25 protein-coding genes are annotated in these 26,490 nt (G+C 43.5%); 14 read left to right on the forward strand and 11 right to left on the reverse strand.

The features are described from left to right. Positions 1-79 precede the first annotated feature (79 nt). From CKV74_RS02095 to envC, 3 genes are all read right to left on the reverse strand, one after another. Positions 80-1,807 (reverse strand): ShlB/FhaC/HecB family hemolysin secretion/activation protein, encoded by a 1,728-nt coding sequence (locus CKV74_RS02095; protein WP_331712620.1) that lies wholly within the window; start codon positions 1,805-1,807, stop codon positions 80-82. A 343-nt stretch (positions 1,808-2,150) separates the two neighbouring features. After that, positions 2,151-2,993: a divergent polysaccharide deacetylase family protein gene (locus tag CKV74_RS02100; protein ID WP_408607455.1), complete on the reverse strand. Its 843-nt coding sequence runs from the start codon at positions 2,991-2,993 to the stop codon at positions 2,151-2,153. Beyond that, complete coding sequence (envC, locus tag CKV74_RS02105; RefSeq protein ID WP_007242642.1) at positions 2,990-4,213, reverse strand: murein hydrolase activator EnvC; 1,224 nt, start codon at positions 4,211-4,213, stop codon at positions 2,990-2,992. The genes CKV74_RS02100 and envC overlap by 4 nt, the downstream gene beginning before the upstream one ends. A 223-nt stretch (positions 4,214-4,436) precedes the next feature. Between envC and CKV74_RS02110 the strand changes: the two genes are divergently transcribed. Next, positions 4,437-5,120, forward strand: coding sequence for a 2,3-diphosphoglycerate-dependent phosphoglycerate mutase (locus CKV74_RS02110; RefSeq protein WP_007242752.1), 684 nt, complete (start codon positions 4,437-4,439; stop codon positions 5,118-5,120). A 66-nt stretch (positions 5,121-5,186) separates the two neighbouring features. Next, positions 5,187-5,891 (forward strand): hypothetical protein, encoded by a 705-nt coding sequence (locus CKV74_RS02115; RefSeq protein WP_007242617.1) that lies wholly within the window; start codon positions 5,187-5,189, stop codon positions 5,889-5,891. 10 nt (positions 5,892-5,901) lie between these two features. Here CKV74_RS02115 and CKV74_RS02120 read toward each other — a convergent pair whose 3' ends face one another. From CKV74_RS02120 to ilvC, 3 genes are all read right to left on the reverse strand, one after another. Then, positions 5,902-6,579, reverse strand: coding sequence for a pseudouridine synthase (locus CKV74_RS02120; protein ID WP_007242720.1), 678 nt, complete (start codon positions 6,577-6,579; stop codon positions 5,902-5,904). Between the two features lie 64 nt (positions 6,580-6,643). Continuing rightward, positions 6,644-7,192 (reverse strand): hypothetical protein, encoded by a 549-nt coding sequence (locus CKV74_RS02125; RefSeq protein WP_039847841.1) that lies wholly within the window; start codon positions 7,190-7,192, stop codon positions 6,644-6,646. Between the two features lie 217 nt (positions 7,193-7,409). Next, a complete protein-coding gene (gene ilvC, locus CKV74_RS02130) occupies positions 7,410-8,891 on the reverse strand; it encodes a ketol-acid reductoisomerase (RefSeq protein WP_007242784.1) in 1,482 nt (493 codons plus the stop codon). Between the two features lie 169 nt (positions 8,892-9,060). On the opposite strand from ilvC, the gene ilvY reads away from it, so the two are divergent. Genes ilvY through glpE form a run of 3 tightly spaced genes read left to right on the forward strand, consistent with a single transcriptional unit; the run spans position 9,061 to position 11,165 of the window. Continuing rightward, the gene (ilvY, locus tag CKV74_RS02135; protein WP_039847842.1) at positions 9,061-9,939 is read left to right on the forward strand and encodes an HTH-type transcriptional activator IlvY; all 879 of its coding nucleotides are present in this window, start codon (positions 9,061-9,063) and stop codon (positions 9,937-9,939) included. Positions 9,940-9,970: 31 nt separating this feature from the next. Continuing rightward, entirely contained in the window at positions 9,971-10,858 is an 888-nt protein-coding gene (gene rarD / locus CKV74_RS02140) for an EamA family transporter RarD (protein WP_095176673.1), read from the forward strand. Continuing rightward, complete coding sequence (gene glpE, locus CKV74_RS02145) at positions 10,848-11,165, forward strand: thiosulfate sulfurtransferase GlpE (RefSeq protein WP_095176674.1); 318 nt, start codon at positions 10,848-10,850, stop codon at positions 11,163-11,165. Before rarD ends, glpE begins: the two co-directional genes overlap by 11 nt. A 54-nt stretch (positions 11,166-11,219) precedes the next feature. On the opposite strand, the gene CKV74_RS02150 is transcribed toward glpE, so the two are convergent. After that, positions 11,220-12,257, reverse strand: coding sequence for an LLM class flavin-dependent oxidoreductase (locus CKV74_RS02150; RefSeq protein WP_007242653.1), 1,038 nt, complete (start codon positions 12,255-12,257; stop codon positions 11,220-11,222). 136 nt (positions 12,258-12,393) lie between these two features. On the opposite strand from CKV74_RS02150, the gene CKV74_RS02155 reads away from it, so the two are divergent. Genes CKV74_RS02155 through CKV74_RS02175 form a run of 5 tightly spaced genes read left to right on the forward strand, consistent with a single transcriptional unit; the run spans position 12,394 to position 16,795 of the window. Next, on the forward strand, positions 12,394-14,310 hold the full coding sequence (locus CKV74_RS02155; RefSeq protein WP_095176675.1) for an ABC transporter ATP-binding protein: 1,917 nt from the start codon (positions 12,394-12,396) through the stop codon (positions 14,308-14,310). A gap of 9 nt (positions 14,311-14,319) precedes the next feature. Further along, complete coding sequence (locus CKV74_RS02160) at positions 14,320-14,862, forward strand: DNA topoisomerase family protein (protein WP_007242612.1); 543 nt, start codon at positions 14,320-14,322, stop codon at positions 14,860-14,862. Continuing rightward, the gene (locus CKV74_RS02165; RefSeq protein WP_007242808.1) at positions 14,859-15,410 is read left to right on the forward strand and encodes an L-threonylcarbamoyladenylate synthase type 1 TsaC; all 552 of its coding nucleotides are present in this window, start codon (positions 14,859-14,861) and stop codon (positions 15,408-15,410) included. The genes CKV74_RS02160 and CKV74_RS02165 overlap by 4 nt, the downstream gene beginning before the upstream one ends. 3 nt (positions 15,411-15,413) lie before the next feature. Then, positions 15,414-16,232, forward strand: coding sequence for a shikimate dehydrogenase (gene aroE / locus CKV74_RS02170; RefSeq protein WP_095176676.1), 819 nt, complete (start codon positions 15,414-15,416; stop codon positions 16,230-16,232). Further along, entirely contained in the window at positions 16,229-16,795 is a 567-nt protein-coding gene (locus CKV74_RS02175; RefSeq protein ID WP_007242717.1) for a DNA-3-methyladenine glycosylase I, read from the forward strand. The genes aroE and CKV74_RS02175 overlap by 4 nt, the downstream gene beginning before the upstream one ends. 132 nt (positions 16,796-16,927) lie before the next feature. On the opposite strand, the gene CKV74_RS02180 is transcribed toward CKV74_RS02175, so the two are convergent. The 4 genes from CKV74_RS02180 to CKV74_RS02195 all read right to left on the reverse strand — a co-directional run bounded on the left by CKV74_RS02180 (position 16,928) and on the right by CKV74_RS02195 (position 22,863). Next, the gene (locus CKV74_RS02180; RefSeq protein ID WP_007242656.1) at positions 16,928-18,559 is read right to left on the reverse strand and encodes an ABC transporter substrate-binding protein; all 1,632 of its coding nucleotides are present in this window, start codon (positions 18,557-18,559) and stop codon (positions 16,928-16,930) included. 261 nt (positions 18,560-18,820) lie between these two features. Continuing rightward, complete coding sequence (locus CKV74_RS02185) at positions 18,821-19,942, reverse strand: N-acetylneuraminate epimerase (RefSeq protein WP_007242789.1); 1,122 nt, start codon at positions 19,940-19,942, stop codon at positions 18,821-18,823. 21 nt (positions 19,943-19,963) lie between these two features. Then, positions 19,964-21,814 carry a TRAP transporter large permease subunit gene (locus CKV74_RS02190; RefSeq protein ID WP_007242624.1) on the reverse strand — a complete coding sequence of 617 codons (1,851 nt, stop codon included), beginning with the start codon at positions 21,812-21,814 and terminating at the stop codon, positions 19,964-19,966. A 62-nt stretch (positions 21,815-21,876) separates the two neighbouring features. After that, positions 21,877-22,863: a sialic acid TRAP transporter substrate-binding protein SiaP gene (locus CKV74_RS02195; RefSeq protein WP_007242809.1), complete on the reverse strand. Its 987-nt coding sequence runs from the start codon at positions 22,861-22,863 to the stop codon at positions 21,877-21,879. 239 nt (positions 22,864-23,102) lie between these two features. Here CKV74_RS02195 and CKV74_RS02200 point away from each other — a divergent pair, with 239 nt between their 5' ends. The 4 genes from CKV74_RS02200 to nanA are packed head-to-tail and all read left to right on the forward strand — an operon-like array spanning position 23,103 to position 26,467. Beyond that, positions 23,103-23,807 (forward strand): N-acetylmannosamine-6-phosphate 2-epimerase, encoded by a 705-nt coding sequence (locus tag CKV74_RS02200; protein WP_007242631.1) that lies wholly within the window; start codon positions 23,103-23,105, stop codon positions 23,805-23,807. 13 nt (positions 23,808-23,820) lie between these two features. Beyond that, positions 23,821-24,696, forward strand: a complete 876-nt coding sequence (locus CKV74_RS02205; protein ID WP_007242745.1) for an N-acetylmannosamine kinase — start codon at positions 23,821-23,823, stop codon at positions 24,694-24,696. A 13-nt stretch (positions 24,697-24,709) separates the two neighbouring features. Further along, on the forward strand, positions 24,710-25,579 hold the full coding sequence (locus CKV74_RS02210; protein WP_007242687.1) for a MurR/RpiR family transcriptional regulator: 870 nt from the start codon (positions 24,710-24,712) through the stop codon (positions 25,577-25,579). A gap of 9 nt (positions 25,580-25,588) precedes the next feature. Beyond that, a complete protein-coding gene (gene nanA / locus CKV74_RS02215; protein WP_007242791.1) occupies positions 25,589-26,467 on the forward strand; it encodes an N-acetylneuraminate lyase in 879 nt (292 codons plus the stop codon). Positions 26,468-26,490 lie beyond the last annotated feature (23 nt).

The raw sequence follows: 26,490 nt of genomic DNA on the forward strand, positions 1-26,490 counted from the left end.
TTGTACTGTTTCTTTACAGAGATTGATTAAATTGAGTTATCTAAACTTTAGTCTTTTTTAATATGTTTATTACGCGCCATTAGAAGCGGTAGCTCAGGTTAAACCCGGTGACCACATGGCTGGTGCGGAAGCCTTCCGGCTTTTTCAACGGCACACCAACAAAATAGTCGTAATTGAGTCCCCACAGGTTGCCACGTAGTCCAATCGCGCCACCGGTCAGGCTATTGCCCACCTGTAATTCCTCCTGTAAGGAGCGTACCCGGCCGGTATCCACGGCCATATACAGCTCTTGTCCCCAATTGCCCACATTCCAAGCGAGTTCATTACGCCATACCCAGCCACGTTCGCCGGAAAGGGTTAATTCCCCATCAAACCCACGTACCGTATAACGTCCTCCGATACTCAGCTTGTCCTGCTGCACCAGCGGTGTGCGGTTCCATTGGGCACTCCATTCCGTATTAAAGCGCAATGGTTGGTTAAACAAGCTAAACGGGTAGCTGAAATCAATGTTGGCTGTGATGATTTGCATACGTGAAGTGCCTTCATCAAATTCCTCTTCCGGCGCACGTAAGGCACGATGACCACCGGTGCCGCGTTTGTATAAGGCAGATAGCTGCAACACACCGTCATAGATATAGTGGGTATGGCTTAATCCCGCTTCCCAACCGGCGGTACGCCGGCGTTGCACTTCGATTTCGGTATCGTTGATGTAGTTTTGTGATTGGCGAGCCCACAAGGCCGCGTTGAGATAGGTTTTCGAGCGACTATCGCGCCATAACAAACGGCTTAAATTAGCCTTCATTTGGCGGCTTTCGCCGGAATAGGTATAGGATTCAAAGGCGCCGGCGACGGTTTGATGGTAGCGATAACGCGAACCCGATAAGCTCAGCTGATAGTTTTTCCACGGAATGGAATAATACAAGCTGATGTTTTGACTGCCATAATCGCCTTCGGCCTTATCGCTGTGACGTTTGAAACTGCGGGTGCCGCTGATATAGAACATGTCATTTAAGGTCAGCACATTATCCCAAGAAAAGGTGGCTGAGCCCTGCAAACGGCCGGTGGCTTTTGAGCCGGAATCGTCCAAGCCGAGGGTGATATGGAAAGGAAAGCGTTGCTTATAACCCACAACAATATCCGTTTCGCCCACGTTTTCACTTGGTACCAATTGAAAATCCGCTTCTGCGCTAGGGACTCGCTTTAAATTTTCCAAACCTTGCTCAATATCGCGTAGATTCAGTAATTCACCTTCCCGCAATGGCATGGCAAACCACAGGGTGCCACGCGTGGCAAATGGTAGCGCGCTCTGGTCTTGTAGTTGAATACGCCCCACTTTGCCCGGAATCACCGTGAGCACTAACATTCCGGAACGCAAATCCTGCGGCTCGACCACCACTCGAGTGGTCACATAACCGTACTCAATCAGACGATTTTGAATGCGTCGCAACAACACATTAATCCCTTGCGAACCCACACAGGCCGGTAAGGCAAAATCCCGTTCGGCATAAACGGAGGATAACGCCCAGGAAAATTGGCTTGGTTGAATGAGTTTGGAACCGGCCTCAGCGTGAGAGGCCTCTGCCTGATAATCGGTGAGTACTAATTGATTAATCGTAAAACATTGCGCTTCGTGCTGCGGAAAACCGGCCTCAGCCAAGGTTTCACCTTGCAAGCGTACATCCGATGCCGTGACCTGCTGGGCAGCAATTGCCGCATTGAGCTGATTTTGTTGCTGTTGTTGACGCTGATTAATCGCATCTTGTTGGGGATCCAAACTGCTTCCCGGTGCGGCAATTACTGTCGCCATGGCGCAAACCAGTAAGGGAAACATAAACACTTTATATTGCATAGAATTTAGCTGTTAGAAAGGATGGCCGCATTCTAAATAATTTGTAAAAAATGGTTTGCGATACGATTCACAGATATCAATTTTAATCATAAATCAATCTAAAAACACAATCTAACCATTTGAATTTAATAATATTATTATTCACAACAAATAAAAATGCGGTTAAAACCATTTAAGGCTTTAACCGCATCTGTGCAATATCAAAATAACTATCTAACAAACATGATTTTTTAAACTATCATCAATAAAATCAATTAGTTATATCGTTTTTTAAGAAAAACTCTGATTTTGGAGGGGGCGTTTATTGAGGGACTCCGCGCAACAAGGGGATCGGTGCAAAAGGCGCAACGGAGGTCGGTGCGGGAATATCGTTAAAAATCAAAATAAACGGTTTGGCTGGAATAACTTTTTCGTTACGCCACAAAACGCCCATGCCCACCAATTGAATATCCTCGGGCAGATTTTTTAGACCGCTTTGCAAAACCGCAATGGTATTCTTACGCGGGTGACCGATTGCGATAGCCGTACCATGTTTGCGGGCATAACTCAGCGCAGCTTGAAACTGGCGCTGCACATCCGCCAACTCATTACTGTCATCTAAAAAGATATGTCGATCAAGCACTCGCACACCCTGTTCCTTGGCGATTTTACCGGCTACCGATTTACCGATAGTGCGACTATCTAAAAAGAATAACTGCTCCCGGCGTAAGGCACGCATCAAAGCTGCCATCAGTTGCGGATCGGCTGTTGCCGCACTGCCCATATGGTTGTTCATACCGATGGCATGAGAAATAATCTCTTTTGCATCGCTGACCCGTTGTGCCACTTGAGATTCACTTAAGCCTAAGGTAAGCCCACCGGCTTCAATTTTAATATTACTAACCGGCTGCATTGGCATATGAATCAAAATATCGCGTTTTTGTGCATGGGCCTGTTGATTGCGGGCCTTGGCATAAGGCGCAGCCGGAATAATTGCCACCGACACTTCACGCGGCATCGCCAACACGGCAGCATCTTCCGTGGGATGATAACCCACGTCATCAATCACAATGGCTAATTTAGAGGGCGCGGCAAAGGCGCTCAAGCTACCCAATAAACCAATCACCAATAAGCTAATTTGCTTGTGCGGGAAAAGACGCATTATTTTAACCATCCTGCCGGATTGACCGGAGTACCTTTGCGACTAATCCCAAAATACAGCGCCGGACGAGCAAGATCTCCGGTATTACCGACTTGGGCAATAGTTTGTCCGGCGGAAACCAATTGGCCTTGTTTCACAAACACCGCTTGGTTGAAACCATATAAACTCAAATCGCTGTCACCATGCTTGATGATTACCATATAGCCATAGCCGGTCAGACGGCCGGCCAAAATCACCCGACCACCGGCAATTGCTTTCACTGCTGTACCGATCGGTGCAGCCAATACTATTCCTTTCCAACGCACTTCACCGGCTTGAATAGAACCGAAAGAATGCAATAGGCTACCGGCAACCGGTTTGTTATATTGATGCTTAGCACTACCTAAACCGCTAGTACTATTGATTAACTGCTGTTCTTGAGCCGTTGGTTGATAAGGTTTAGCGGTACGTTTTTCCTCAGCCTGTTTTTTCTCAGCTAGAGCTTCACGCTCACGCTTTTCCTGCTCTTTGGCTGCGACTTCAGCGCGCTGAATCTCTTGGCGTAAAGCAGCTTCATTCGCCTTCAAGGATTCCAATTTATTTTGATCTTTATTCAGCGATTGATTCAACGCATTCAGGGTCGATTGGCGTTCCTGCTGTACTTTTTGCAGTTCTTGTTGCTGTTTCTTTTGAGTGGAAAGTTGCGCCTTGTGGCTGTCCTGCTGACCGCTAATCGCCTCACGTTGCTTGGCTAGCTGTTCTTGCGTAGCTTGCAATTTATCGATTAAGTCGATGCGCGCCTGATTGAGATGTTGATAATAAACCCGCATACGATCAGCCTTTTGCGGATCTTCTGAGAGCATGCGTTGCAACACGGAGGGATTCAGACCGGAACGATAAATGGCATCCATCTGGGCGGCCAGTTTGGCTTTTTGCTCCCGTTCCTGTTTCTGCAATTGTTTGATTTGCTTATCCGTTTCCGCCATTTGTTTACGGATTTCCTGCAAGCTTAATTCTGTTTCACGTAATTCACCGGCCACCGAATTAATTTTCCCCTCTTGCGCTTTGAGGGTCGATTGCAATTGAGCCTGTTTAGCCTTTTGGCTAGCGATTTTAGATTCCTGCTGTTTGATTTGTTGGCGAATTTGTTCAAGATCAGCGGCTTGTGGTTGGCCATTCAAAGCCAATCCGCACGCAAGTAATAATGCGGTAATGATGTTAAATTTTCTTGAATGATGCGCCATCTTGCCTTCCCCCGAACAACAGTGGGCGGATCTTATCATTAAATCCCTTGAGCCTAAAATTTTTCACGGGAATTTTACGAAAAATAGGTCACTATCTGATTTTTTTGATTTATCTTGTCTTTTCATTGGTTTTCGCTGCTTTTCCTTGCTTGGCGCTTTCAAATCTACCGTTTTTTTGTTATAAAGTGCCGACTATTTTTCATCAATACGTTAGGAGATCCTTATGGAATTAGTATTCATTCGTCACGGTTTCAGTGAGTGGAACGCAAAAAATTTATTCACCGGTTGGCGTGATGTAAACCTGACCGAGCGCGGCGTAGAAGAAGCGAAAGCAGCGGGTAAAAAATTATTCGAGAAAGGCTATGAATTCGATATCGCATTCACCTCTGTACTAACCCGTGCAATCAAAACCTGTAACATCGTATTGGAAGAATCTCACCAATTATGGATTCCACAAGTGAAAAACTGGCGTTTAAATGAACGTCACTACGGTGCGTTACAAGGCTTAGATAAAAAAGCCACCGCTGAACAATACGGTGACGAACAAGTCCACATTTGGCGTCGTTCTTATGACATTTCTCCACCGGATTTAGATCCACAAGATCCAAACTCTGCACACAACGACCGTCGTTATGCCAACATCCCATCCGATGTAGTGCCAAACGCAGAAAACCTAAAATTAACCTTAGAGCGTGCATTACCATTCTGGGAAGACCAAATTGCCCCTGCAATGCTTTCCGGTAAACGTGTTTTAGTGGTTGCGCACGGTAACTCTCTACGTGCTTTAGCAAAACACATCATCGGTATTTCTGATGCGGAAATCATGGATTTTGAAATCCCAACCGGTCAACCATTAGTATTAAAACTTGATGATAAATTAAACTACGTAGAACACTACTACCTTTAATTTATAAACGAATACTTAAAGTGCGGTTAATTTTGACCGCACTTTTTATTTCAGGAGCATAACGGAATGAAAAAATTACTCACTTTGATTTTTGTCTGTTTGCCTGTTTTGGCATTTGCCGCTTCACCGGGGCATACAACAAAATCAACGGCGTCCAAAACGGTCAAAACCGCGGTGAAAAAAGTCGAAGCTAAGAAAACCGCAACCCCAAAGGATGCGACGAAAGCGAGCAAAAAGAAAGTTGAAACACCAAAAGCCAATCTGAAAAAAAGTGCAAAAATTGTCGAGGCGAAAAAGCTCACCGGTAAAAAAGACAAAATGACACATAAAACCGCTAAAGCTGAATCGAGCAAGGCCAAAAACAAGCAGGCTGAGACGCATAAAAAACAGGATAAGGTGAAAACATCAGTGAAAAAGGAAAAGGTTAGTTCTCAACAAACGGAAACCGGCGCAGTCAAACAAACCGCTCCGAAAGCTACCAAGAGCGTAACCAAATCCGTGGTTGTACCGAGCTGTAACGATCAAAAAGTGTTTGCCGTATTATCCGATGCCTTCAGACAACAAGCCCAAGCGACCCACACACAAATGACCGTAAAACAAATCACCCAAGCCCGCGAAACCCAATCCTATCCCGATAAAGGTATTCGCAGCTGCCATTCCTTGGTGGAAACTAATGGGGTGAAATACGAAACCGATTACAGTGTGATCTTAAACGACCAGGGTTTCTTCGTGCAGGTTGAAAATGCCCAACCGGCACACAGCCGCTTCTAAAGCAATCGCGCTATTTCAATCCAAGCTGTTGAAATAGCGCTATTTTTTCATCTTCATTTAGCGCACGGTAAGTGCCGTTAGCAATTCCATCCAAAGTTAATCCCGCAATTTGATAACGAATTAAGCGCAACGTCGGAAAACCGATATGCGCGGTCATGCGTCGCACTTGTCGATTACGCCCTTCACTAATTTTGATTTCCAACCAGCTAGTTGGGATACTTTGTCGTTCACGAATAGGCGGATTGCGAGGCCAAAGAAAATCTGGTTCAGAAATCAACCGCACTTTTGCCGGCTGAGTTATCCCATCTTTCAATTGAACGCCTTTCCGGAGTTTATCTAAGTTAGTCTCTTCTGGAATACCTTCTACTTGCACAAAATACGTTTTTTCTGTTTTAAACTTTGGATCCGCCAAACAATGTTGCACTTCACCATTATTCGTTAAAATCAGCAACCCTTCGCTATCGCGATCCAATCGCCCTGCAGCATACACGTTGGGAATGGTAATAAAATCTTTTAACGTAGTTCTGCCATTTTCATCGGTGAATTGTGTTAGCACATCAAACGGTTTATTAAATAAAACAACTATTGTTTGTGCTAATGTAGGTAGCTTTGCTTTTGGCTTAAATGAACGAGGGGACTTTAGCGTTCGTTTGGTCGTAAATGGGCGAGAAGGGAAAGATTTCGACATATTATTTATTCAGTAAAAAGAGAAAAAGGGCGGATTTTACTCTACCCTCTCATATTAGCATTGATTATAAGAAAGCTACCAGATGAATAATCCCAAACTTCATCATAGTCATTCCAAGAACAATCTCTAAAATAGAGAGAAGAAAAATAAAGACTGAATGACGTTCTCGAATTTGTACAGAAAATTGACTGTAATCTACTGGCTTTTTGCTCATGATATCTGCAATAGCTGCTTCTGCTTTTTCTATAATATTTCCTTCATCAGTTAGTGAAAGAAGATAGTTTCCTTCTTCTGCGTGGAACCAATATAATTCCATCCGCCCTTTTGTAAATCCACTTGATGAAATTTTCAGAATGCTGATTGACAATGGAACCGTTCTTCCTGTCTGCTGATTGGTTATTTTAAAACCAATTTTTCCTATGGGGGATTTGCTAAATAATTTTCCGCTAAGCCATATTCCATACATTCCCTTCGGCAAGAAAAAAGCCCCTTCTTTGTCTACACATGGCATTTCATATAACAACTCTGTATTGATCAAACGAGGGATCGTTTTAACGCCAATAATCAGCAGTATTATTCCTACTACCATCAATAAAAAATATAAATACTGCATTTTGTTCCTTTACTTATCTCGTCGTCAGGAGGAATTATAAAAATTCAGTTCTATTCTAGAAATCTAACTTTTATGAACATCATTATTACACCGCAACAATAATGTAATAAAAATTAAACTAACATGAAAAGTACGATTAAAAATTTTTTACTCTTTTCAAAACATAAAAAAGCCAACTTATTAAATAAGTTGGCTTAGATTTTCTTAATTTAAGTTATTAACCTGCAACTGCGATACGTTTCATATCTGTCATATAGCCACGTAACTCTTGACCAATTAATTCAACCGGGTGGTTACGGATTGCATCGTTTACATCACGTAGGGTGATGTTATCGATAGCGACTGCTGGTGTAGGTTCACCTAAATCGCCTTTTTGTAAGGTTGGGATGATTTCTTTAGCAAGAATTGGGGTTGCTACGTTAGAGAATAAGTAGTTACCGTATTCTGCAGTATCAGAAATTACCACGTTCATTTCGTATAAGCGTTTACGCGCGATAGTATTAGCGATTAACGGTAATTCGTGAAGTGATTCATAGTAAGCTGATTCTTCATAGATACCGCTTGCCACCATTGCATCAAAGGCTAATTCTACGCCTGCTTTCACCATTGCTACCATTAACACGCCATTATCAAAGTATTCTTGTTCAGAAATTTTGATGCCGTCTGCTTTTGGTGCATTTTCAAAGGCAGTTTTGCCTGTTGCTTCACGCCATGCGAATAAGTCTTTATCTCCGTTCGCCCAGTCTGCCATCATGGTCGCAGAGAAGTGACCGCTGATGATGTCATCCATGTGTTTGTAATATAAGAAACCAAGGCTTTCTTTGATTTGTTCAGCAAGTTCAAATGCACGTAATTTTGCACTGTTTGATAAGCGATCCATCATTAATGTGATACCGCCTTGTTTTAATGCTTCTGTAATAGTTTCCCAACCGTATTGGATAAGTTTGCCTGCGTATGCTGGATCTTTACCATCAGCAACAAGTTTGTCGTAACATACGATAGAACCTGCTTGTAACATACCGCAAAGAATAGTTTGTTCACCCATTAAGTCAGATTTTACCTCTGCCACGAATGAAGATTCTAATACGCCCGCACGGTCACCACCGGTTGCAGCTGCCCATGCTTTCGCAATTGCCATACCTTCACCACGTGGGTCATTTGCAGGGTGAACCGCGATTAATGTTGGTACGCCGAAACCACGTTTGTATTCTTCACGTACTTCAGTACCCGGACATTTTGGTGCAGTCATGACCACAGTGATGTCTTCACGGATTTGCTCACCCACTTCAACAATGTTGAAACCATGTGAGTAACCGAATGCAGAATCTTTTTTCATTAAAGGCATTACATCAGCCACGACTTTAGAATGTTGTTTGTCTGGTGTTAAGTTAATCACTAAGTCTGCAGTTGGAATTAACTCTTGGTAAGTACCCACTTTAAAACCGTTCTCGGTTGCACGTTGGAATGAAGCGCGTTTTTCCGCAATCGCTTCTGGGCGTAATGCATAAGCAATGTCTAAGCCAGAATCACGCATATTTAAACCTTGGTTTAAACCTTGTGCGCCACAACCTACGATAACGATTTTTTTGCCTTTTAAGTAGTTGCAACCGTCAGCAAATTCGCTGCGATCCATAAAACGACAACGACCTAATTGGTCTAATTTTTCACGTAAGTTTAAGGTGTTGAAATAGTTAGCCATTTTTAATCCTTTCTATGATGTTGATTAATGTGTATATAAGGTTGTGTTTGCATATAGCTTTTTGTTGTGGAGGGATTATAAGGCTTTCAGTTATTGCGTAAAGTGATATTATTGACACTTAATGTTGCATTTTTTGCAATTACATTTTTTTACTTTTTAATACACACAAATGAATTTTCACGATTTTCAAATTTTCCTACACCTGGTAGATACTCAAAACTTTGCGAAAACCGCTACGCAAAACTATATGTCACCCTCAACACTTTCACGCCAAATTCAGCGCATGGAAGAAGAATTAGAACAACCTTTATTCATTCGTGATAATCGACAGGTGCGCTTAACCGAACAAGGAGAGAAATTTCTGCAATTTGCGAAAACAGAATGGCAAAACTGGCAACAGTTTAAGCGTCAGCTTAGGGATAATTCATCGGAATTAAGCGGAGAGTTACGCTTATTTTGTTCGGTAACGGCTTCATATAGTCACTTGCCACAGGTATTAGCCAAATTTCGTACGCGTTATCCAAAGGTTGAAATTCAACTGACCACAGGTGACCCTGCTTCTGCAGTACAATTCATTCAATCGGAGCAAGTGGATCTTGCTTTGGCGGGGAAACCGAATAATCTGCCGACGGGATTAGAGTTTTATAAGATCGATGATATTTCCCTTTCATTAATTGCGCCTCGCGTGGCTTGTTTGGCGACACAATTATTACAGGAAGAACCTATCAATTGGCAGCAAATGCCTTTTATTTTGCCATTGGATGGGATGGCACGGCATCGTATTGAACAATGGTTACGTAGCAAACACATTAAACATCCGAAAATCTATGCCACCGTAGCAGGACACGAAGGGATCGTGCCGATGGTAGCGCTCGGTTTTGGATTGGCTATGCTACCCGATGCAGTAATTGATAATAGTCCAATGGCAAAAGAAGTTTCCCGTTTAAATTTGGATAATCCGGTAGAAGCATTTGATTTGGGCGTTTGTGTGCAAAAAAGAAATTTGGCAAACCCCTTAATTCGTGCATTTTGGGAGATGTTAGACTAGAATAATAAGTAGAATTAACCTAAGGATTATTATGTTAAGAGGCGTACTCATTTCACTTTTAGCCTCATTTTTATTTGGCTATATGTATTATTTTTCCACGCTGCTGAAACCACTTAGCGGCACGGATATTTTCGGCTATCGAATGATTTTTACATTCCCTTTCGTCGCCCTTTCCGTCATCATGTTTAAGCAGAAACAGGCATTAGTGGAACATATAAAACGCATCAAAAAACAACCGCTCTTTGCCCTTTCCTATATCACTTGTGGCGCATTAATGGGTTATCAAATGTGGCTCTTTTTGTGGGCACCCAATAATGGCAGCTCCTTAAGTGTTTCTTTCGGTTATTTATTGTTGCCAATTGTGATGGTGGCCGCAGGGCGGATCATTTTTAAAGAACGAATTTCAACATTGAAATTCATTGCTGTGTTAATTGCAGCAGTGGGGGTGATTTCTAACATCATTTTAAAAGGCGAATTATCTTGGGAAGCCATTGTTATCTGTGTGGGTTACACCACCTATTTCTCCATACGAAAAGCTTTAAAAAATACCGATCTTGGTGCCTTTTGCTTAGAAATGATCGCATTATTGCCGGTTAGCGTTTACTTTGCTCTTCAAACTGATTTTGCCACCGTGCAGGAATATAATCCTAACATTTGGGGATTATTGGTATTGCTAGGGCTTATTAGTGGCTCTGCATTGATTGCTTACGTGATCGCCAGCAATATGTTGCCGATGAATTTGCTCGGTCTTCTAGGCTATGTTGAAACCATTTTGATGGTGATTATTTCATTTTTAATTGGAGAGGAAATGGATGCGGACAGCTACCCGTTATTCATTTGTTTAGTATTGGCGATGAGCCTGATTATTTTTGATGGCGTGTATAAACAGCGCGCAAAAGGAACAAACCATGTCGTTTAAAGAAATTACCCCAGAACAAGCTTGGGAGATGATGCAAAATGGCGCCATGCTTGCTGATATTCGGGATCCACAACGTTTCACCTATTCCCATGCGAAAGGGGCGTTTCATTTAACCAACCAAAGTTTTTTACAATTTGAAGAACAAGTGGATTTCGACTCCCCGATTATCGTGAGTTGTTATCATGGTGTAAGCAGCCGAAATGTGGCGACTTTCCTCGTTGAGCAAGGCTATGAAAATGTGTTTAGCGTCATTGGTGGATTTGATGGTTGGGTAAAAGCTGGTTTACCGATAGAAACGGCTTATTAATATTTTTTTGATTTAAAGTGCGGTGAAATTTACCGCACTTTTCTTTTTGTCTCACTATTGTTTATCCACAATTGCTTTCAACATCGTGTAAGATTGGGCTTGCTTTTGCTCATCAAAAATATAGCTCACTGCCATAATTTCATCAAAATGTACCCGTTCGCGTAATTGCTTGAGTTGAAATTCTACGCTTTCAGGACTACCGATAAGCGAACAAGCAGTCATTTGTTCCACTACAGCACGCTCTTGGTTGTAAATCGGGATTTCCTCAAAATCGACTGGACCAAAGTGCGGTTTCTTTTGGGCGTGCATTTGGGTTTTCCAAACATCTTCCTCTGATGCCAAAGGCGGTTGTAAATTTTGTTGCGCGTTAGTGACCACGTTTAAGAAAAATAGTGTTTGTGTCGTAGCCAGTTGTCTTGCTTCTTTATCGGTTTCGGCGACAATCGCGTTCACACCTAAGATGACATAAGGCTCAGCAAGATAGGTCGATGGTTTGAAGTTTTTGCGGTAAATCTCCACCGCCATTTCCATCATGCGTGGCGCAAAGTGTGAAGCAAAGGCATAAGGCAAGCCAAGCTCTGCCGCAAGATAGGCGCTTTCAGTGCTGGAACCCAAAATATAAAACGGTATATTCAAGCCAGCGGAAGGATAAGCTGAAACAGGATTGCTATCTTTAAAGTAACCTCGAAGTTCCGCAATTTCCGCAGGGAAATCCAGACTGTTTCGTCCACGACGAAGTGCCGCAGCCGTTTGCATATCAGTTCCTGGTGCACGGCCTAAACCGAGTTCAACACGGTTTGGATAAAGTGTCTCTAGTGTGCCATATTGCTCAGCTACCACATAAGGCGAATGATTCGGTAACATCACGCCACCTGACCCCACGCGTAAGGTCTTCGTATTGGCTAACGTATGCTGAATTAAAAGTGCGGTCGCTGAACTCACCAAATTTTTCATATTATGATGCTCAGCAATCCAATAGCGTTCAATGCCGATATTTTCAGCATGTTTTGCAAGACTTACCATAGACTCAACGGCTTGCAAATAAGTTTGTCCTTCTCGAACAGGGGCGAGATTAAGAATAGAGAGCTTCATTTTATTTCCTCATGATTGATTTGTTGAGCGTTATTATGCGCTTTTCTGGTAGAAATATCGATAAAATTGGAATAGACAGTTCCGAGAAAAGGAAAAATATTGCAAAATAGGCACAAATTCAGATGTATTCGAAAAAATGATTGTATTTAATAATATTTCCCTAAAGCGCGGGCAAACTGAATTGCTTGAGAATGCCACGGCCACAATCAATCCCAAACAAAAAGTCGGCTTGGTGGGGAAAAATGGTTGCGGAAAATCCTCGCTTTTTGCCCTATTAAAAAAAGAATTAACATCGGAGGGCGGTGAGGTTAATTATCCGGCAAACTGGCGAGTATCCTGGGTGAATCAGGAAACTCCCGCACTAGATATCCCAGCAATTGATTATGTGATTCAAGGGGATCGCGAATATTGCCGTTTGCAGCAGGAACTTAACCAAGCCAATGAACGTAATGATGGCCATGCGATTGCGCGCATTCACGGGCAATTAGAAACCTTAGATGCTTGGACAATTCAATCTCGCGCAGCATCTCTATTGCATGGTTTAGGCTTTAGCCAAGAAGAAATCGTTCAACCGGTGAAATCCTTCTCCGGTGGTTGGCGGATGCGCTTGAATTTGGCGCAGGCATTGCTTTGTCCATCAGATTTATTATTACTGGATGAGCCAACTAACCATTTGGATTTGGATGCGGTTATTTGGTTAGAACGTTGGTTAGTTCAATATCAAGGCACCTTGGTATTAATCTCCCACGACCGAGATTTTCTCGATCCGATTGTGACGAAAATCCTTCATATCGAAAATCAGAAGCTCAACGAATATACGGGCGATTATTCCTCCTTTGAAGTGCAACGGGCAACCAAACTGGCACAACAAACGGCGATGTATCGTCAGCAACAACAAAAAATTTCCCATTTACAGAAGTATATCGACCGCTTTAAAGCCAAAGCGACCAAAGCCAAACAAGCACAAAGCCGTATGAAAGCCTTAGAGCGCATGGAGCTAATTGCACCGGCTTATGTGGATAATCCTTTTACCTTTGAATTTCGTCCACCACAATCCTTGCCAAACCCCTTGGTGATGATTGAACAGGCGAGCGCAGGTTATGGTAACGGTGAAAGTACGGTAGAAATTTTAACTAAAATTAAGCTGAATTTAGTACCGGGTTCGCGCATCGGTTTGCTCGGGAAAAATGGTGCAGGTAAATCAACTTTAATTAAATTGTTAGCCGGCGAGCTCACAGCCCTTTCTGGTACAGTGCAATTAGCTAAAGGCGTACAACTCGGTTATTTTGCTCAACATCAGCTTGATACGCTACGTGCAGATGAATCCGCTCTCTGGCATATGCAGAAACTCGCACCAGAGCAAACGGAGCAACAGGTACGGGATTATCTTGGGAGTTTTGCGTTCCATGGTGATAAAGTTAATCAAGCAGTGAAAGCCTTTTCCGGTGGAGAAAAAGCCCGTTTGGTGCTTGCACTGATTGTTTGGCAACGTCCAAACTTATTACTGCTCGACGAACCAACTAACCATTTGGATTTAGATATGCGTCAGGCATTAACTGAAGCGCTAGTGGATTACGAAGGCTCTTTGGTGGTGGTTTCCCATGATCGTCACCTACTACGTAATACCGTGGAAGAATTCTATTTGGTACACGATAAAAAAGTGGAAGAATTCAAAGGCGATTTAGAGGATTATCAAAAATGGCTTAATGAACAAAATAGTGCGCCAGAAAATAAATTCTCGGAGAAAAATGACGACAATGAAAATTCCATGCAAAACCACAAGGAACAAAAACGTCGTGAGGCTGAATTGCGCCAACAAACTGCGCCTCTTCGTAAACAAATCACTCAATTGGAGGAAAAAATGAATAAACATGCCTCCAAACTTGCGGAGATTGAAAATCAATTGGCTGATTCCGAACTCTACAGCGCAGAAAATAAAGAAAAATTGACCGCACTTTGGGCACAGCAAGTAGAGGTGAAGAAAGCGTTGGAAGAAGTCGAAATGGATTGGTTAGCGGCCCAGGAAGAATTGGAAGCAATGCTACAAGCATAGGGAGAGCGTATGAGTCAAAGTCTTTTCCAACACACAAAACACGAAGAATATTGCCCACAATGCGGCGCGCCTTTGCAAATGAAACAGGGTAAAAAAGGTCTGTTTTTAGGTTGTACCGCATATCCCGCCTGTGATTATTTGCGTCCACTAAATAGGGTGGAACATAAGGTGTTGAAAGAGCTTGATGAAACCTGCCCGCAATGTGGCAACCCACTCCAACTCAAACAAGGCGCTTTTGGGATGTTTATTGGTTGCAGTCATTATCCCGATTGTGATTTTGTGGTGCATGAACAACAGGATGATGAACAATCTATTGACTGTCCGGAATGCCATAAAGGACATTTGGTTGCCCGCCGAGGAAGACAAGGGAAAATCTTTTATGGTTGCGATAACTTTCCCCATTGCAAATTTTCCTTACCTGCAAAACCCTATGCCATGCCCTGTCCACAATGCCATTTTCCACTAGCAATGTTAAAAAGTGAAAATGCCGAACAGCAAGTGTGGCAATGTGCGAATAAAGGCTGTCGACATATTTTTGAGAACGAAAAATGAATGTACAACAAATTGCCGCCCGTTTAATGCAAGACGAAGTCGTTGCCTATCCTACTGAAGCGGTATTCGGTCTAGGCTGTAATCCGCTAAGTGAACGTGCGGTCAAAAAATTGCTCGATTTAAAACAGCGTCCGATTGAAAAAGGCCTTATTTTAGTCGCGCCGAGCTTGCATTTTTTGCAGCCTTTTGTTGATTTTTCCCATTTGTCTGACGAACAGCTTGCACGCTTACAGGCACAATATGAACATCCAATCACCTGGGTGGTGCCGGCAAAGGCAGAAGTCCCACATTTTCTGAAGGGGCAATTTAATAGTATTGCGGTGCGTTTATGTACTCATCCTGTCGTCAAAGCCCTATGCGAAGAAACAGGCTTTGCCCTCACCTCGACCAGCGCGAACTTAACTGGTTTATCACCTTGCCGCAGCGCAGATGCTGTGCGTTCCCAATTTGGGGCAGATTTCCCTGTGCTTGATGAAGCTGTCGGCCAAGCACAAAATCCATCGGAAATCCGCGATTTGCTCACAAACCAACTATTCAGACAAGGATAAGATATGCAGCACTATGCCGTTTGGGGCAACCCTATTGCCCAAAGTAAATCCCCGTTGATTCATCGCTTATTTGCCAAGCAAACCCAGCAAACGATGGAATATGTTGCCAAATTAGGTGACCTTGAGAATTTTGAGCAGCAATTACAGGCCTTTTTTGCTGAAGGAGCACAAGGTTGCAATATCACTGCACCATTTAAAGAACGCGCCTATGCACTCGCTGAAGAGCATAGCAAACGGGCGAAACTGGCAGAAGCCTGTAACACACTAAAAAAATTATCTAACGGCAAACTTTATGCGGACAATACCGATGGCATTGGTTTAGTGACGGATTTACAACGCTTAGGTTGGATTCAGCCACAACAACGCATTTTAATTTTAGGTGCCGGCGGAGCAACCAAAGGGGTATTACTGCCTTTATTGGAAGCACAACAGCAGATTGTCTTGGCTAACCGCACCCTAGAAAAAGCGCAACAACTGGCAGATAAGTTCAAGCCCTACGGCACAATTGAAGCTGTAGCAATGGATGCGATTCCCGCGCAAACCTACGATTTAGTGATCAATGCAACTTCGGCCGGATTAAGCGGACATACCGCTGCCGTTGATGGCTCTATCTTATCATTGGCCCGCGCTTGTTATGACATGCAATATGCCAAAGGCAGCGACACGCCTTTTATTGCCTACTGTAAGTCCTTAGGTCTGAATAATGTCAGCGATGGTTTTGGTATGTTGGTGGCGCAAGCCGCCCATTCATTCCATTTGTGGCGCGGGGTAATGCCCGATTTTGTTGCTATCTATGAACAACTCAAAAAGGATATGGCATGAGTACAAGATGCCCTTGGGTGGGCGAACTTCCGATTTATATCGACTATCACGATAAGGAATGGGGCAAGCCACAATTTGACAGCCAAAAGCTATTTGAAAAAATTTGCTTAGAAGGGCAACAAGCGGGGCTTTCCTGGATTACTGTATTGAAAAAACGTGCAGCCTATCGAGCAGCATTCCATCAATTTGCCCCAGCCAAAATCGCGCAAATGACCGCACAGGATATTGATCGTTGTATGGAAAATACCGGGCTTATTCGTCATCGAGCAAAACTGGAAGCCATAGTGAAAAATGCCAAAGCCTATTTAGCCATGGAAAAGTGCGGTGAAAATTTCAGTAATTTTGTGTGGTCGTTTGTGAATCATCAGCCGATTATCAATGATGTACCCAATATGGCCGTAGTGCCTGCACAAACTGCCGCTTCGCAAGCTTTATCGCGTGCATTAAAAAAACGTGGGTTCGTATTTGTCGGCCCAACGACCTGTTACGCCTTTATGCAATCCATGGGGTTGGTAGACGACCATCTGAACGATTGCCCTTGTAAAAACGCCCCCTCGAAATAAAAAGTTTCTGTCAAAACAATACGTAACCATTTGATTTTATTATGGTTACTATAAAAATGTTATTTTCACGGCCAATCCTCCGCCCCAATAAAAAACGGCCACCCGAAGGTGGCCGTTTATGTTGTTTAAAATTTATTTGCCATCCACACTAACACCATAGAAGGCATCATAGCCGAATGGACTTTGCACATACCCTTTGACACGTGGACTTAACGGTGCAAAACCAACGGAATGGGCGACCGGAATCCAAGGTGCCTGCTCATGCACAATTACTTGCGCTTGTTTATATAAAGCGCTACGTTGTTCTTTATCGGTAAGGCCAATAGCTTTGTCTAACAAGGCATCAAATTCTGCATTGTTAAAACGCGCCATATTGCTGTTACCGGCATTAGAGGATGCCAACAACGGAGAAAGGAAGTTATCTGGATCACCGTTATCGCCCGACCAACCGAAAATCCCGGCTGTGAGTTCGCCTGCTTTTGCGCGTTTTTGATAATCCGCCCATTCAAAGGTGACCGGATTAGCTTTCACACCCACCTTAGCCCAGTCGGCCATTACCAATTCCGCCATCCGTTTTGGATTCGGGTTGGAGGCACGTACCACCGGTTGGATCCAGAAATCGGTTTCAAAACCATTCGGGAAACCGGCTTCCGCTAATAACTGTTTGGCTTTTTCCGGATCATATGGATAATCCTGAATCTCATCGTTATAGCTCCAAATTGTCGGCGGTAACGGGTTTTTAGCCGGTGTGCCGGCACCTTGGTAAACCGCTTCGATAATGGCTTTTTTGTCCACCGCATAGTTCAACGCTTGACGCACTTTCGGATTATCAAACGGAGCTTTTTCCGTATTGAACGCAATATAGGCCACATTTAAGCCTTTTTGCTCCAATAATTGTACTTTTGGATCGGTCTTCATTTTGGCCAAATCCGCCACGTTCGGGAATAAAATCAAGTCACAAGAACCAGCCTGCAATTTCGCGTAACGGGTGGTTGCATCCGGTACAATGCTGATCACTAAGCGATCGAGCGGTGTACGGCCTTTCCAATAACTTTCATTCGCCACATATTGTGCCGCTTGGTCGGTTTTGTAATCGACGAAAATAAATGGTCCGGTACCAACCGGTTTATTATCGATGGTTTCCGGTGTACCTGCTTTCTGCATTGCATCGGCATATTCAGCGGAATAAATCGACATAAAGTCCATCGCAATGCTGGCCAAGAAGGTCGCATCCTTACGGGTTAGAGTTACTTTAACTGTGTTATCGTCAACCTTTTCCACGGATTTAATCAGCTGCGGGAATTTCATCGCTTTGAAATACGGATAAGTCCCTTTGGAAACATTATGATATGGGTGATTCGGATCAAGTTGGCGCAAGAACGAGAACAACACATCGTCCGCGTTGAAATCGCGGCTTGGGGTAAATTCTTTCGTTTTATGGAATTGCACGCCCTTACGCAAATGGAAAGTGTAAGTCAGACCATCTTCGCTAATATCCCAACTTTCCGCCAAGCCTGGTTCTAAGTCTGTAGAACCTTTCTTGAACTCGATTAAACGGTTATACACCTGCTGCGAGCTGGCATTATAGGAAGTACCTTCCATAACCAATGCCGGGCTGAAGCCCAACGGAGCTTTAGCGGTACAGTACACGAAGGTGTTATTGGATGCTTTGTCGGTAGCGGCGGCTTTATCTCCGCCGGCTTGATCACAAGCCGCCAGCAATAAGGATGCGGCAGCTAGAGTTAAGGTGGCTTTTAGTTTCATAGCAGTTCCTCAATCAATAAAATCTTTCTAAAGATAACGGCAATTTGGCGAAAAGCAAAGACAAAAATCTTCTTAGTTATAACCAATTGTATTATGACGTCCACAAACGCCCCCTCGGAAATCCAAGTTTTCCAAAAAACAACATGTAACCCATTGATTTTATTGACATTGATTTAAAAACAAAAAATACCGCGTATCACACGCGGTATGGCAGGAAATCAAGATACAGCACAGTTTGTTAAGCCTGTGCTGTTAATACAATTACTCGATATTTAGTTTTTTGCCATCGTATTCAAGGCTTTGTACCTTCGTTGAGGCTTGACCACCAGCGCTTTCACCACCAATCAATAGCACCTTATCACCGTAAGAAACGGCTACCCCGTAGGCAATCCCTTGTGGCAATTTACCGATGTGCTTCCACTGACCTTTTTGCAGTGTGAAAATATCGCTCTGCCAAGCTTTGCTCAAACCTTCATGGGCATATAACCGGCCGGCTTTAAATTGCGCTTGGGAACCCGGGAAATTGGCGCCACCAACAACCAAATAGTTGCCATGGCTAAACCCGGCAAATGCGCCAGCCAAGCCCTCTTGAGGCACGCCGTTTACTGCCGGAAGATCCGGTAGGTTTTGCCACTTCACGCCATTTTTCGTGAATTCGCCACGATGTGCTTCTGCGGTACGTAGTCCCGGTTTAATTTCCCCATTAACAACCAACAGACTGTTGTCATGAATGGTAAAGGCCGCGCCGGCACGTCCGGAAAACGGCAATAACCCTTCATTACGCCATTGATTGGAGGCAGGTTGGTAACTGAATAATTCGCTGTTAAAGAAATAATCCTGTGGACGTTGGTTGAAATAAGCCCGGCTGATTTCCGCTTTTTTAGCAGCATCTTCACCGGCAGCAACCGTGTCTTGGAAGAAACCATTAAAGATAGAAAGGTTAGATCCACCAAATAAATAAATCTTGTCTTGGTGTACGGCAGCTACCGTACCCACCAAACCACGTGGTGAGCGGGTTGATAATTTTTCCCAAGTGTTACTTTCCGGCACATAACGATAGGCATCATTCACCAGTTGTAATTCACCTTGGGCATTTTTTTGTAAGCCGCCAAAAACGTACAGTTTGCCATCCACTGCAGCCACTACCGGTTGATTACGCTCTCCACCAGGGAATGCTGCAATTTCCTGCCATTGAGCATCCGCAGCATTGAGTTTGAGAGCAAAAAATTTGCTATTACCGGCGCCTAAACCCACATACACCGTATCATTAATCAATGCTCCCCCACCGTTTTTAATACCTACCGGTAAATCAGGATAAGCGGCTTGCGCAATCCCTGCCGCGGCGAAAAGAAGGCTGCAAAATGCGGCTTTGTAAAATTTCATTATAAACCTCCAATTAAGTTTTTAAGGTAGCAGCAAATTCGGCACAAAGGTGATAATTTGCGGGAATATAGTGATTACAACTAAAGTTAGGAAAATCGGTACAAGGAACGGCAATACGCCTTTGGTCACCGTGGACACCGACATATTACCCACGCGGGCGACCACAAAGAGTGCCATTCCCATTGGTGGAGTTAAGATACCGATCATCATGTTAAGAGTGGTCATTACACCAAAGAACACTAGGTCAATACCGAATTGCATTGCGATTGGAATAAGCATTGGTAAGACCAAGAATTGCAAGGCCAAAGCATCGATAAACATACCTAAGAAGAGCAACAAGGCATTAATCATGACCAACACCATTAATTGCGAATCGGCCATTGCTACAAAAATATCGGCAATGCGCATCGCTACTTGTTCACGGGCGATCATATCGCCGAAGAAGGTCACAGTCATGATCATCAGAGCCACTACACCGGTGATTGACATGGCTTCAACGCAGCTTTCAAAAAGCATTCTTAGGTTCAGTTCTTTATACACGAATTTACCGACAATCACGGAATAAAGTGCTGCCACTACCGCTGATTCAGTTGGACTGAATAAACCGGAGAAAATCCCACCGATAATTAAAATCGGAGTCATAATCGCCCAAAAAGCATCTTTAAAGGATTTGCAAAGCTGTTCCATGGTTGCTTTCGGTGTTCTCGGATAACCGCGTTTTTTTGCCACATAATAGTTCATGACCATTAATGCGATAGTAACAATTACCCCCGGCACAAAACCTGCGACAAATAATTTAGCAATGGATTCGTTGGCAATTACCCCATAAATAATCATCGCAATACTTGGCGGTACAAGTGGGCCGATAATACAGGATGCAGCCGTCACACCGCCGCAAATATCATCATCATAGCCGGCATCGCGCATGGCTTTAATTTCCAGTTGACCTAAGCCACCGGCGTCAGCCAATGCCGAACCGGACATACCGGAAAACAGTAAACTGGCACCGATATTCACATGTCCCATACCGCCCGTATAGTGACCTAGCAAGGCTTTTGCAAAATTAAAGATACGGGTGGTGATACCGCCGGTATTCATTAAAATACCGGTGAGAATATAAAAAGGCACAGCTAATAATGGGAAACTATTTAAACTCATGACCAATTTGTCGGAGGCTGCATTAACAACGTTCCAACGGGTCATTGAGAAATAAAGTAAGGTCGCAATCAATAATGACCAACCCACCGGCACCCCTAAGAACATGATCACAAGCCATACACCAAGGGCAACATAAACCGCATTTGGGCCAAATTGGATGTACTGGCTAATCCGTAGGACTTTAAACCAATCTGGGAAACAGAACAGAATCGCCAGTAACACTACTGCTACAATGATAAAGAAAGTGGCAGGTAAGAAGCTTTTATCCTGTTTGAAATTGTCATCCTGAGCCTGGCAAAAACGAATCAGCATTAATGCGGAAATTATCGGCAACGAAGCATAAATCCATTTTTCAGAGATTCCGCCCAAGGCATCGATAGGAAAGTTAGCACCAAGAAAATTTTTGATACCGAAGTGAATGAAGAAAATAACACCAAGGAACACAATCAGTTGCACAAAGGTATTGGCAATTTTTCTTATTGTTGGTGGCATTAAATTGGTAAGGAAGTCGATATAAACATGTTCCTGTTTGCGAATCGCAACGCTGATCCCCAACATGCCGACATAAACAAAGAGTAACTTAGCCAGTTCTTCACTCCAAATGAGTGGGCTTTGTAATACTTGGCGGAAGAAGATTTGGGTAACTAGGATAAGAAAGATAATTAAAAAGAGCCCGCCGCCAATCCACTCTTCCAATTTATTGAATATTTTCATCATCAACTCCTATGAATTCAGAAAGAAAAACGTGCCGAACGAGAAGATCGGCACGTAACTTTTTATTTATTAAGGGATTGAATTTGTTTTAAAGCTTCAGCTCCTTTTTCACCAGTTTGTTTAACAAATTCACCGTAATACGGTTCCATCGCAGCTTTAAATGGAGCGAGATCCGGATGAGTTACGGTCATACCTTGTTTTTCGAAAAAGGCGGTTAACTCTTTTTCACCGTCAAAGAACAGTTTGCTGTGATAAGCAGCGGCTTTTTCAGCTGCATCCTTAATCACTTTTTGTAGATCCTCCGGCAGATCCGCGAAGGTTTCGTTACTCACCAAATAAAGTTGGTCGTTCAAGATATGGTTGGTGATAGCGAGATATTTTTGCACTTCATAGAATTTTTGTGCTTGCACGGTAGCAAGTGGGTTTTCCTGACCATCTACGGAGTTGGTTTGCAACGCAAGATATACTTCAGCGAAAGCCATTGGAGTTGGAGAAGCACCTACATATTTCGCATACGCTAGATTGGTTGCCGCATTCGGCACACGCAATTTCAAACCTTTCATATCAGCGATGCTGTTAATTGCACGGTTAGAAGTCGTTTGGCGGGTTCCGTTATAAGCCTGGGAAAGTAAAGTTACGCCTAACTCATCATGCATCTTTTGCACAAGATTTTTACCAAACTCGGTATTAAATAAGGCTTTTTGCGCAGTCGGATAATCGCTAATAACATAAGGTAGCGCAAATACGGCTGCTTCCGGATAGAACAATTGGAAACGCGCTGATTCGGCGAAAGTAAAATCTAAGGCACCATCTTTTAACTGTTTCAACATGGCACGGTCATCGCCAAGTTGAGAGCTTGGATAAAGGGAAATATCAATTTTGCCATTGGATTTCTCCTTCACTTCTTTGGCAAACATTTCCGCCGCTTTATATTCGTTGGAAGAAGTACCTGCATTCATACCAAACTTCAAATCATAATCGGCGGCTAAAGCTGCGGTTGCACTGCCTAAGGCAATGGCTGTAGCAAGGAATAATTTGGCTAATTTCATTGTGACACTCCTATAGTGAAAAGGTTAAATGAATCAGAGAAGAGATAAACGCCACAAATTCTAAAGTAAAAAATCAACTTTAGAATATAGTAATGGAGTTTTATTTCAAAAATGAGAAGTAGATCACTTATTTGGAAATTTACTTTAAATAAATATTTAATTTTGGAGCAAACAAGTCATATAATGCACGACATTTATTGATAAGCCCCTCTGAGAGCAACCCCAAATAAGGAGGAACTATGTCGTCCATATTTCATAAACTATCCCATGATGAAGTATTTTCCCGTCTACAAAATGGCCTTATTGCCTCATGCCAACCGGTTGATGATGGCCCAATGGATGATCCACAAATCGTTGCTGCAATGGCAAAAGCCTGTGTCATCGGCGGTGCTGCCGGATTACGTATTGAAGGCGTAGAGAATTTAAAAGCAGTTCGTCCACAGGTGAATGTGCCTATTATTGCCATCTTAAAACGGGATCTCCCTGATAGCCCAATTCGTATCACCCCATTTTTGGCGGATATCGAGGCCTTGGCAGAAAATGGCGCAGATATTATCGCCGTCGATGGAACACAGCGTGTGCGACCGGTAAGCATCGCAGATGCATTAGCTAAAATTCATCAATTAGGCTGCCTAGCGATGGCCGATTGTTCTAATTTGCAGGAAGGGCTTTATTGTCAACAATTAGGTTTTGATATCGTGGGTAGTACCATGTCCGGCTATACGGGTGGCCCAATTCCACAGGCGCCGGATTTTCAACTAGTCAAAGATTTTAAAGCAGCCGGTATGCGCGTTATGGCAGAGGGACGTTACAACACTCCTGAATTGGCTGCTCAAGCCATCGCCTGTGGTGCAGACTTTGTGACTGTTGGTTCGGCATTAACCCGTTTGGAACATTTAACTTCTTGGTTTACGGAAGCAATCTCTGCGGCTAAACCAATTTAAGGCGGAGGATAAAATGCGAGTTCTTGCATTAGATATTGGCGGTACCAAAATCGCGGCCGCATTGGTGACAGGCAATCAGCTGACTCAACGCACCCAATTGGCAACACCACAACACGATGTGGCAAGCGCAATGGAACAAACCCTGGCGCAGTTGCTATCCGATTATGCCGGCAGTTTTGACTGCATTGCCGTCGCCAGTACCGGCATTATCAATCAAGGCATATTAACCGCATTAAATCCTAAAAATTTAGGAGGGCTGGCTGCCTTCCCGTTGGCTAACACCTTTGCCAAATATAGCGATAAACCCTGTTTTCTACTCAATGATGCTCAAGCGGCCACCTTTGCGGAATATCAATTGCAACCAGCCGAGCAATGCCAAAACTTTGCCTTTATTACGGTTTCAACTGGGGTCGGCGGTGGTTTAATTCTTGATCATCAGCTACTCACCGAGCCACATGGTATCGCCGGCCATATTGGCCATACTTTGGCCGATCCGCAAGGCCCTGTGTGCGGTTGCGGACGTGTTGGCTGTGTGGAAGCTATTGCCTCCGGACGCGCAATTGAAGCTATCGCCTCAACTTGGACACCACCCTGCACACCTAAAGAGGTGTTTGCCCTATTCCATCAAGGCAATGTTGCCGCGCAGGAACTTATTTCCCGTTCAGCAAAAGCGATTGCCAACTTAGCGGCGGATTTAGTCATTGGTATGGACATACAAAAGATCGTTATCGGCGGCAGTATCGGTTTAGCAGGGGGGTATTTGCCGTTAGTGCGACATTTCCTGCAACAGCTGCCAACAATTTATCAATGTCCATTAGAAAATGCCCGCCTTGGCCAAGATGCGGGATTAATTGGCGCAGCGGCCTGGGCAGAAAGTCGGCTCAATTAATGCGGGAGATACTATGGCGCCTAATAGTAAGGTATTAGATACAATTAGCGCACTCTATAAAAGCCTAACCAAAACCGAAAAGAAAATCGCTGATGCTTTAATGGCCTACCCGGATGCGGTATCGAATTCGTCTCTTTCTGAATTGGCCGCACAATTTGCCGTAGGTGAAGCAACCTTTGTACGTTTTTGTCGTACCTTGGGATTTAAAGGTTTTAGTGATTTCAAATTGGCCTATTCCATTGATATGGCCACTGGTAATGCGCATCGTGATGACATTGTATTAGAAGCGGAAATTATGCCCGATGACAATTCGTTACTGATCGCTCAAAAGCTTCAAACCACAATTAATAATGTGATGGGCGAAACTATTGGATTATTAGATTTTCAGCAACTGGAAGCGGTGGTTAAGGCTATCTTAAACGCCAAACGCGTCTTTTTATTTGGTGTTGGCTCCTCGGGGATTACTGCCGAAGAGGCCAAAAATAAATTTATGCGAATTGGGGTATCGGTGGATGCTACCGGCAACAATCATTTTATGTATATGCAGGCGGCATTATTAGATAAACATTGCGTAGCGATCGGTATCAGCCATTCGGGCTATTCGCAAGAAACGGCACATGCTTTAAAAATAGCTAAACAAAGCGGTGCATTAACGGTTGCTATTACCCACAGCATGCGTTCACCGATTACCGAACATGCTGATTTTGTGTTGGTTAATGGTAATAAGCAGGGAAAATTGCAAGGGGATTCGATTGGCACGAAAATTGCCCAATTGTTTATCTTGGATTTAATTTATGCCCTGTTAGTGCAACTTGGTAAGGATAATGCGGTTAAAACCAAACAAAAAACCGTAGATGTAATTTTAGAACAGCGTATTCAATAGGAGAACAATATGCGTGATTTAAAAGGTATTTTTAGTGCGTTATTAGTGGCATTTAACGAAGACGGCTCAATTAACGAGCAAGGTTTACGACAAATTATTCGTCACAATATCGATAAAATGAAGGTAGACGGCCTTTATGTAGGCGGTTCAACCGGTGAAAACTTTATGCTTTCCACCGAAGAGAAAAAACAAATCTTCCGTATCGCCAAAGATGAAGCCAAGGATCAAGTCGCGTTAATCGCTCAAGTGGGTAGTGTGAATCTGCACGAAGCTGTGGAATTGGGTAAATATGCTACCGAATTAGGCTATGATTGCCTTTCTGCGGTTACTCCGTTCTACTACAAATTTAGCTTTGCTGAAATCAAACATTATTACGAAACCATTATTGCAGAAACCGGCAATAATATGATCGTATATTCCATTCCGTTTTTAACCGGTGTGAATATGGGTATCGAGCAATTCGGCGAGCTCTATAAAAACCCTAAAGTGTTAGGCGTAAAATTTACCGCAGGTGATTTCTATCTATTAGAACGCTTGAAAAAAGCCTATCCAAACCACCTCATTTGGGCAGGTTTTGATGAAATGATGTTACCAGCAGTTTCCCTCGGAGTCGATGGTGCGATTGGTAGTACGTTCAACGTAAATGGTGTGCGCGCCAGACAAATTTTCGAATTGGGTAAACAAGGCAAATGGCAAGAAGCGCTCGAAATTCAACACGTTACCAATGACTTGATTGAAGGTATCTTGGCAAACGGCCTGTATTTAACCATCAAAGAATTGTTAAAACTGGAAGGTGTCGATGCCGGCTTCTGTCGCGAACCGATGACCGCCAAAGCCAGCGCCGAACAATTAGCCAAAGCAAAAGCGCTCAAACAACAATACTTATAATCGAACAAAGCGGGAATGGATTT

The organism is Haemophilus pittmaniae (assembly GCF_900186995.1).
Taxonomy (GTDB): domain Bacteria; phylum Pseudomonadota; class Gammaproteobacteria; order Enterobacterales; family Pasteurellaceae; genus Haemophilus_D; species Haemophilus_D pittmaniae.

Bases quoted from the DNA above. Each gene is read 5' to 3' on its own strand.
- CKV74_RS02095 (WP_331712620.1), bottom strand. From the start codon at position 1,807: ATGGCGACAGTAATTGCCGCACCGGGAAGCAGTTTGGATCCCCAACAA.
- envC (WP_007242642.1), bottom strand. From the start codon at position 4,213: ATGGCGCATCATTCAAGAAAATTTAACATCATTACCGCATTATTACTT.
- CKV74_RS02110 (WP_007242752.1), top strand. From the start codon at position 4,437: ATGGAATTAGTATTCATTCGTCACGGTTTCAGTGAGTGGAACGCAAAA.
- CKV74_RS02115 (WP_007242617.1), top strand. From the start codon at position 5,187: ATGAAAAAATTACTCACTTTGATTTTTGTCTGTTTGCCTGTTTTGGCA.
- CKV74_RS02120 (WP_007242720.1), bottom strand. From the start codon at position 6,579: ATGTCGAAATCTTTCCCTTCTCGCCCATTTACGACCAAACGAACGCTA.
- CKV74_RS02125 (WP_039847841.1), bottom strand. From the start codon at position 7,192: ATGCAGTATTTATATTTTTTATTGATGGTAGTAGGAATAATACTGCTG.
- ilvC (WP_007242784.1), bottom strand. From the start codon at position 8,891: ATGGCTAACTATTTCAACACCTTAAACTTACGTGAAAAATTAGACCAA.
- ilvY (WP_039847842.1), top strand. From the start codon at position 9,061: ATGAATTTTCACGATTTTCAAATTTTCCTACACCTGGTAGATACTCAA.
- rarD (WP_095176673.1), top strand. From the start codon at position 9,971: ATGTTAAGAGGCGTACTCATTTCACTTTTAGCCTCATTTTTATTTGGC.
- glpE (WP_095176674.1), top strand. From the start codon at position 10,848: ATGTCGTTTAAAGAAATTACCCCAGAACAAGCTTGGGAGATGATGCAA.
- CKV74_RS02150 (WP_007242653.1), bottom strand. From the start codon at position 12,257: ATGAAGCTCTCTATTCTTAATCTCGCCCCTGTTCGAGAAGGACAAACT.
- CKV74_RS02155 (WP_095176675.1), top strand. From the start codon at position 12,394: ATGATTGTATTTAATAATATTTCCCTAAAGCGCGGGCAAACTGAATTG.
- CKV74_RS02160 (WP_007242612.1), top strand. From the start codon at position 14,320: ATGAGTCAAAGTCTTTTCCAACACACAAAACACGAAGAATATTGCCCA.
- CKV74_RS02165 (WP_007242808.1), top strand. From the start codon at position 14,859: ATGAATGTACAACAAATTGCCGCCCGTTTAATGCAAGACGAAGTCGTT.
- aroE (WP_095176676.1), top strand. From the start codon at position 15,414: ATGCAGCACTATGCCGTTTGGGGCAACCCTATTGCCCAAAGTAAATCC.
- CKV74_RS02175 (WP_007242717.1), top strand. From the start codon at position 16,229: ATGAGTACAAGATGCCCTTGGGTGGGCGAACTTCCGATTTATATCGAC.
- CKV74_RS02180 (WP_007242656.1), bottom strand. From the start codon at position 18,559: ATGAAACTAAAAGCCACCTTAACTCTAGCTGCCGCATCCTTATTGCTG.
- CKV74_RS02185 (WP_007242789.1), bottom strand. From the start codon at position 19,942: ATGAAATTTTACAAAGCCGCATTTTGCAGCCTTCTTTTCGCCGCGGCA.
- CKV74_RS02190 (WP_007242624.1), bottom strand. From the start codon at position 21,814: ATGAAAATATTCAATAAATTGGAAGAGTGGATTGGCGGCGGGCTCTTT.
- CKV74_RS02195 (WP_007242809.1), bottom strand. From the start codon at position 22,863: ATGAAATTAGCCAAATTATTCCTTGCTACAGCCATTGCCTTAGGCAGT.
- CKV74_RS02200 (WP_007242631.1), top strand. From the start codon at position 23,103: ATGTCGTCCATATTTCATAAACTATCCCATGATGAAGTATTTTCCCGT.
- CKV74_RS02205 (WP_007242745.1), top strand. From the start codon at position 23,821: ATGCGAGTTCTTGCATTAGATATTGGCGGTACCAAAATCGCGGCCGCA.
- CKV74_RS02210 (WP_007242687.1), top strand. From the start codon at position 24,710: ATGGCGCCTAATAGTAAGGTATTAGATACAATTAGCGCACTCTATAAA.
- nanA (WP_007242791.1), top strand. From the start codon at position 25,589: ATGCGTGATTTAAAAGGTATTTTTAGTGCGTTATTAGTGGCATTTAAC.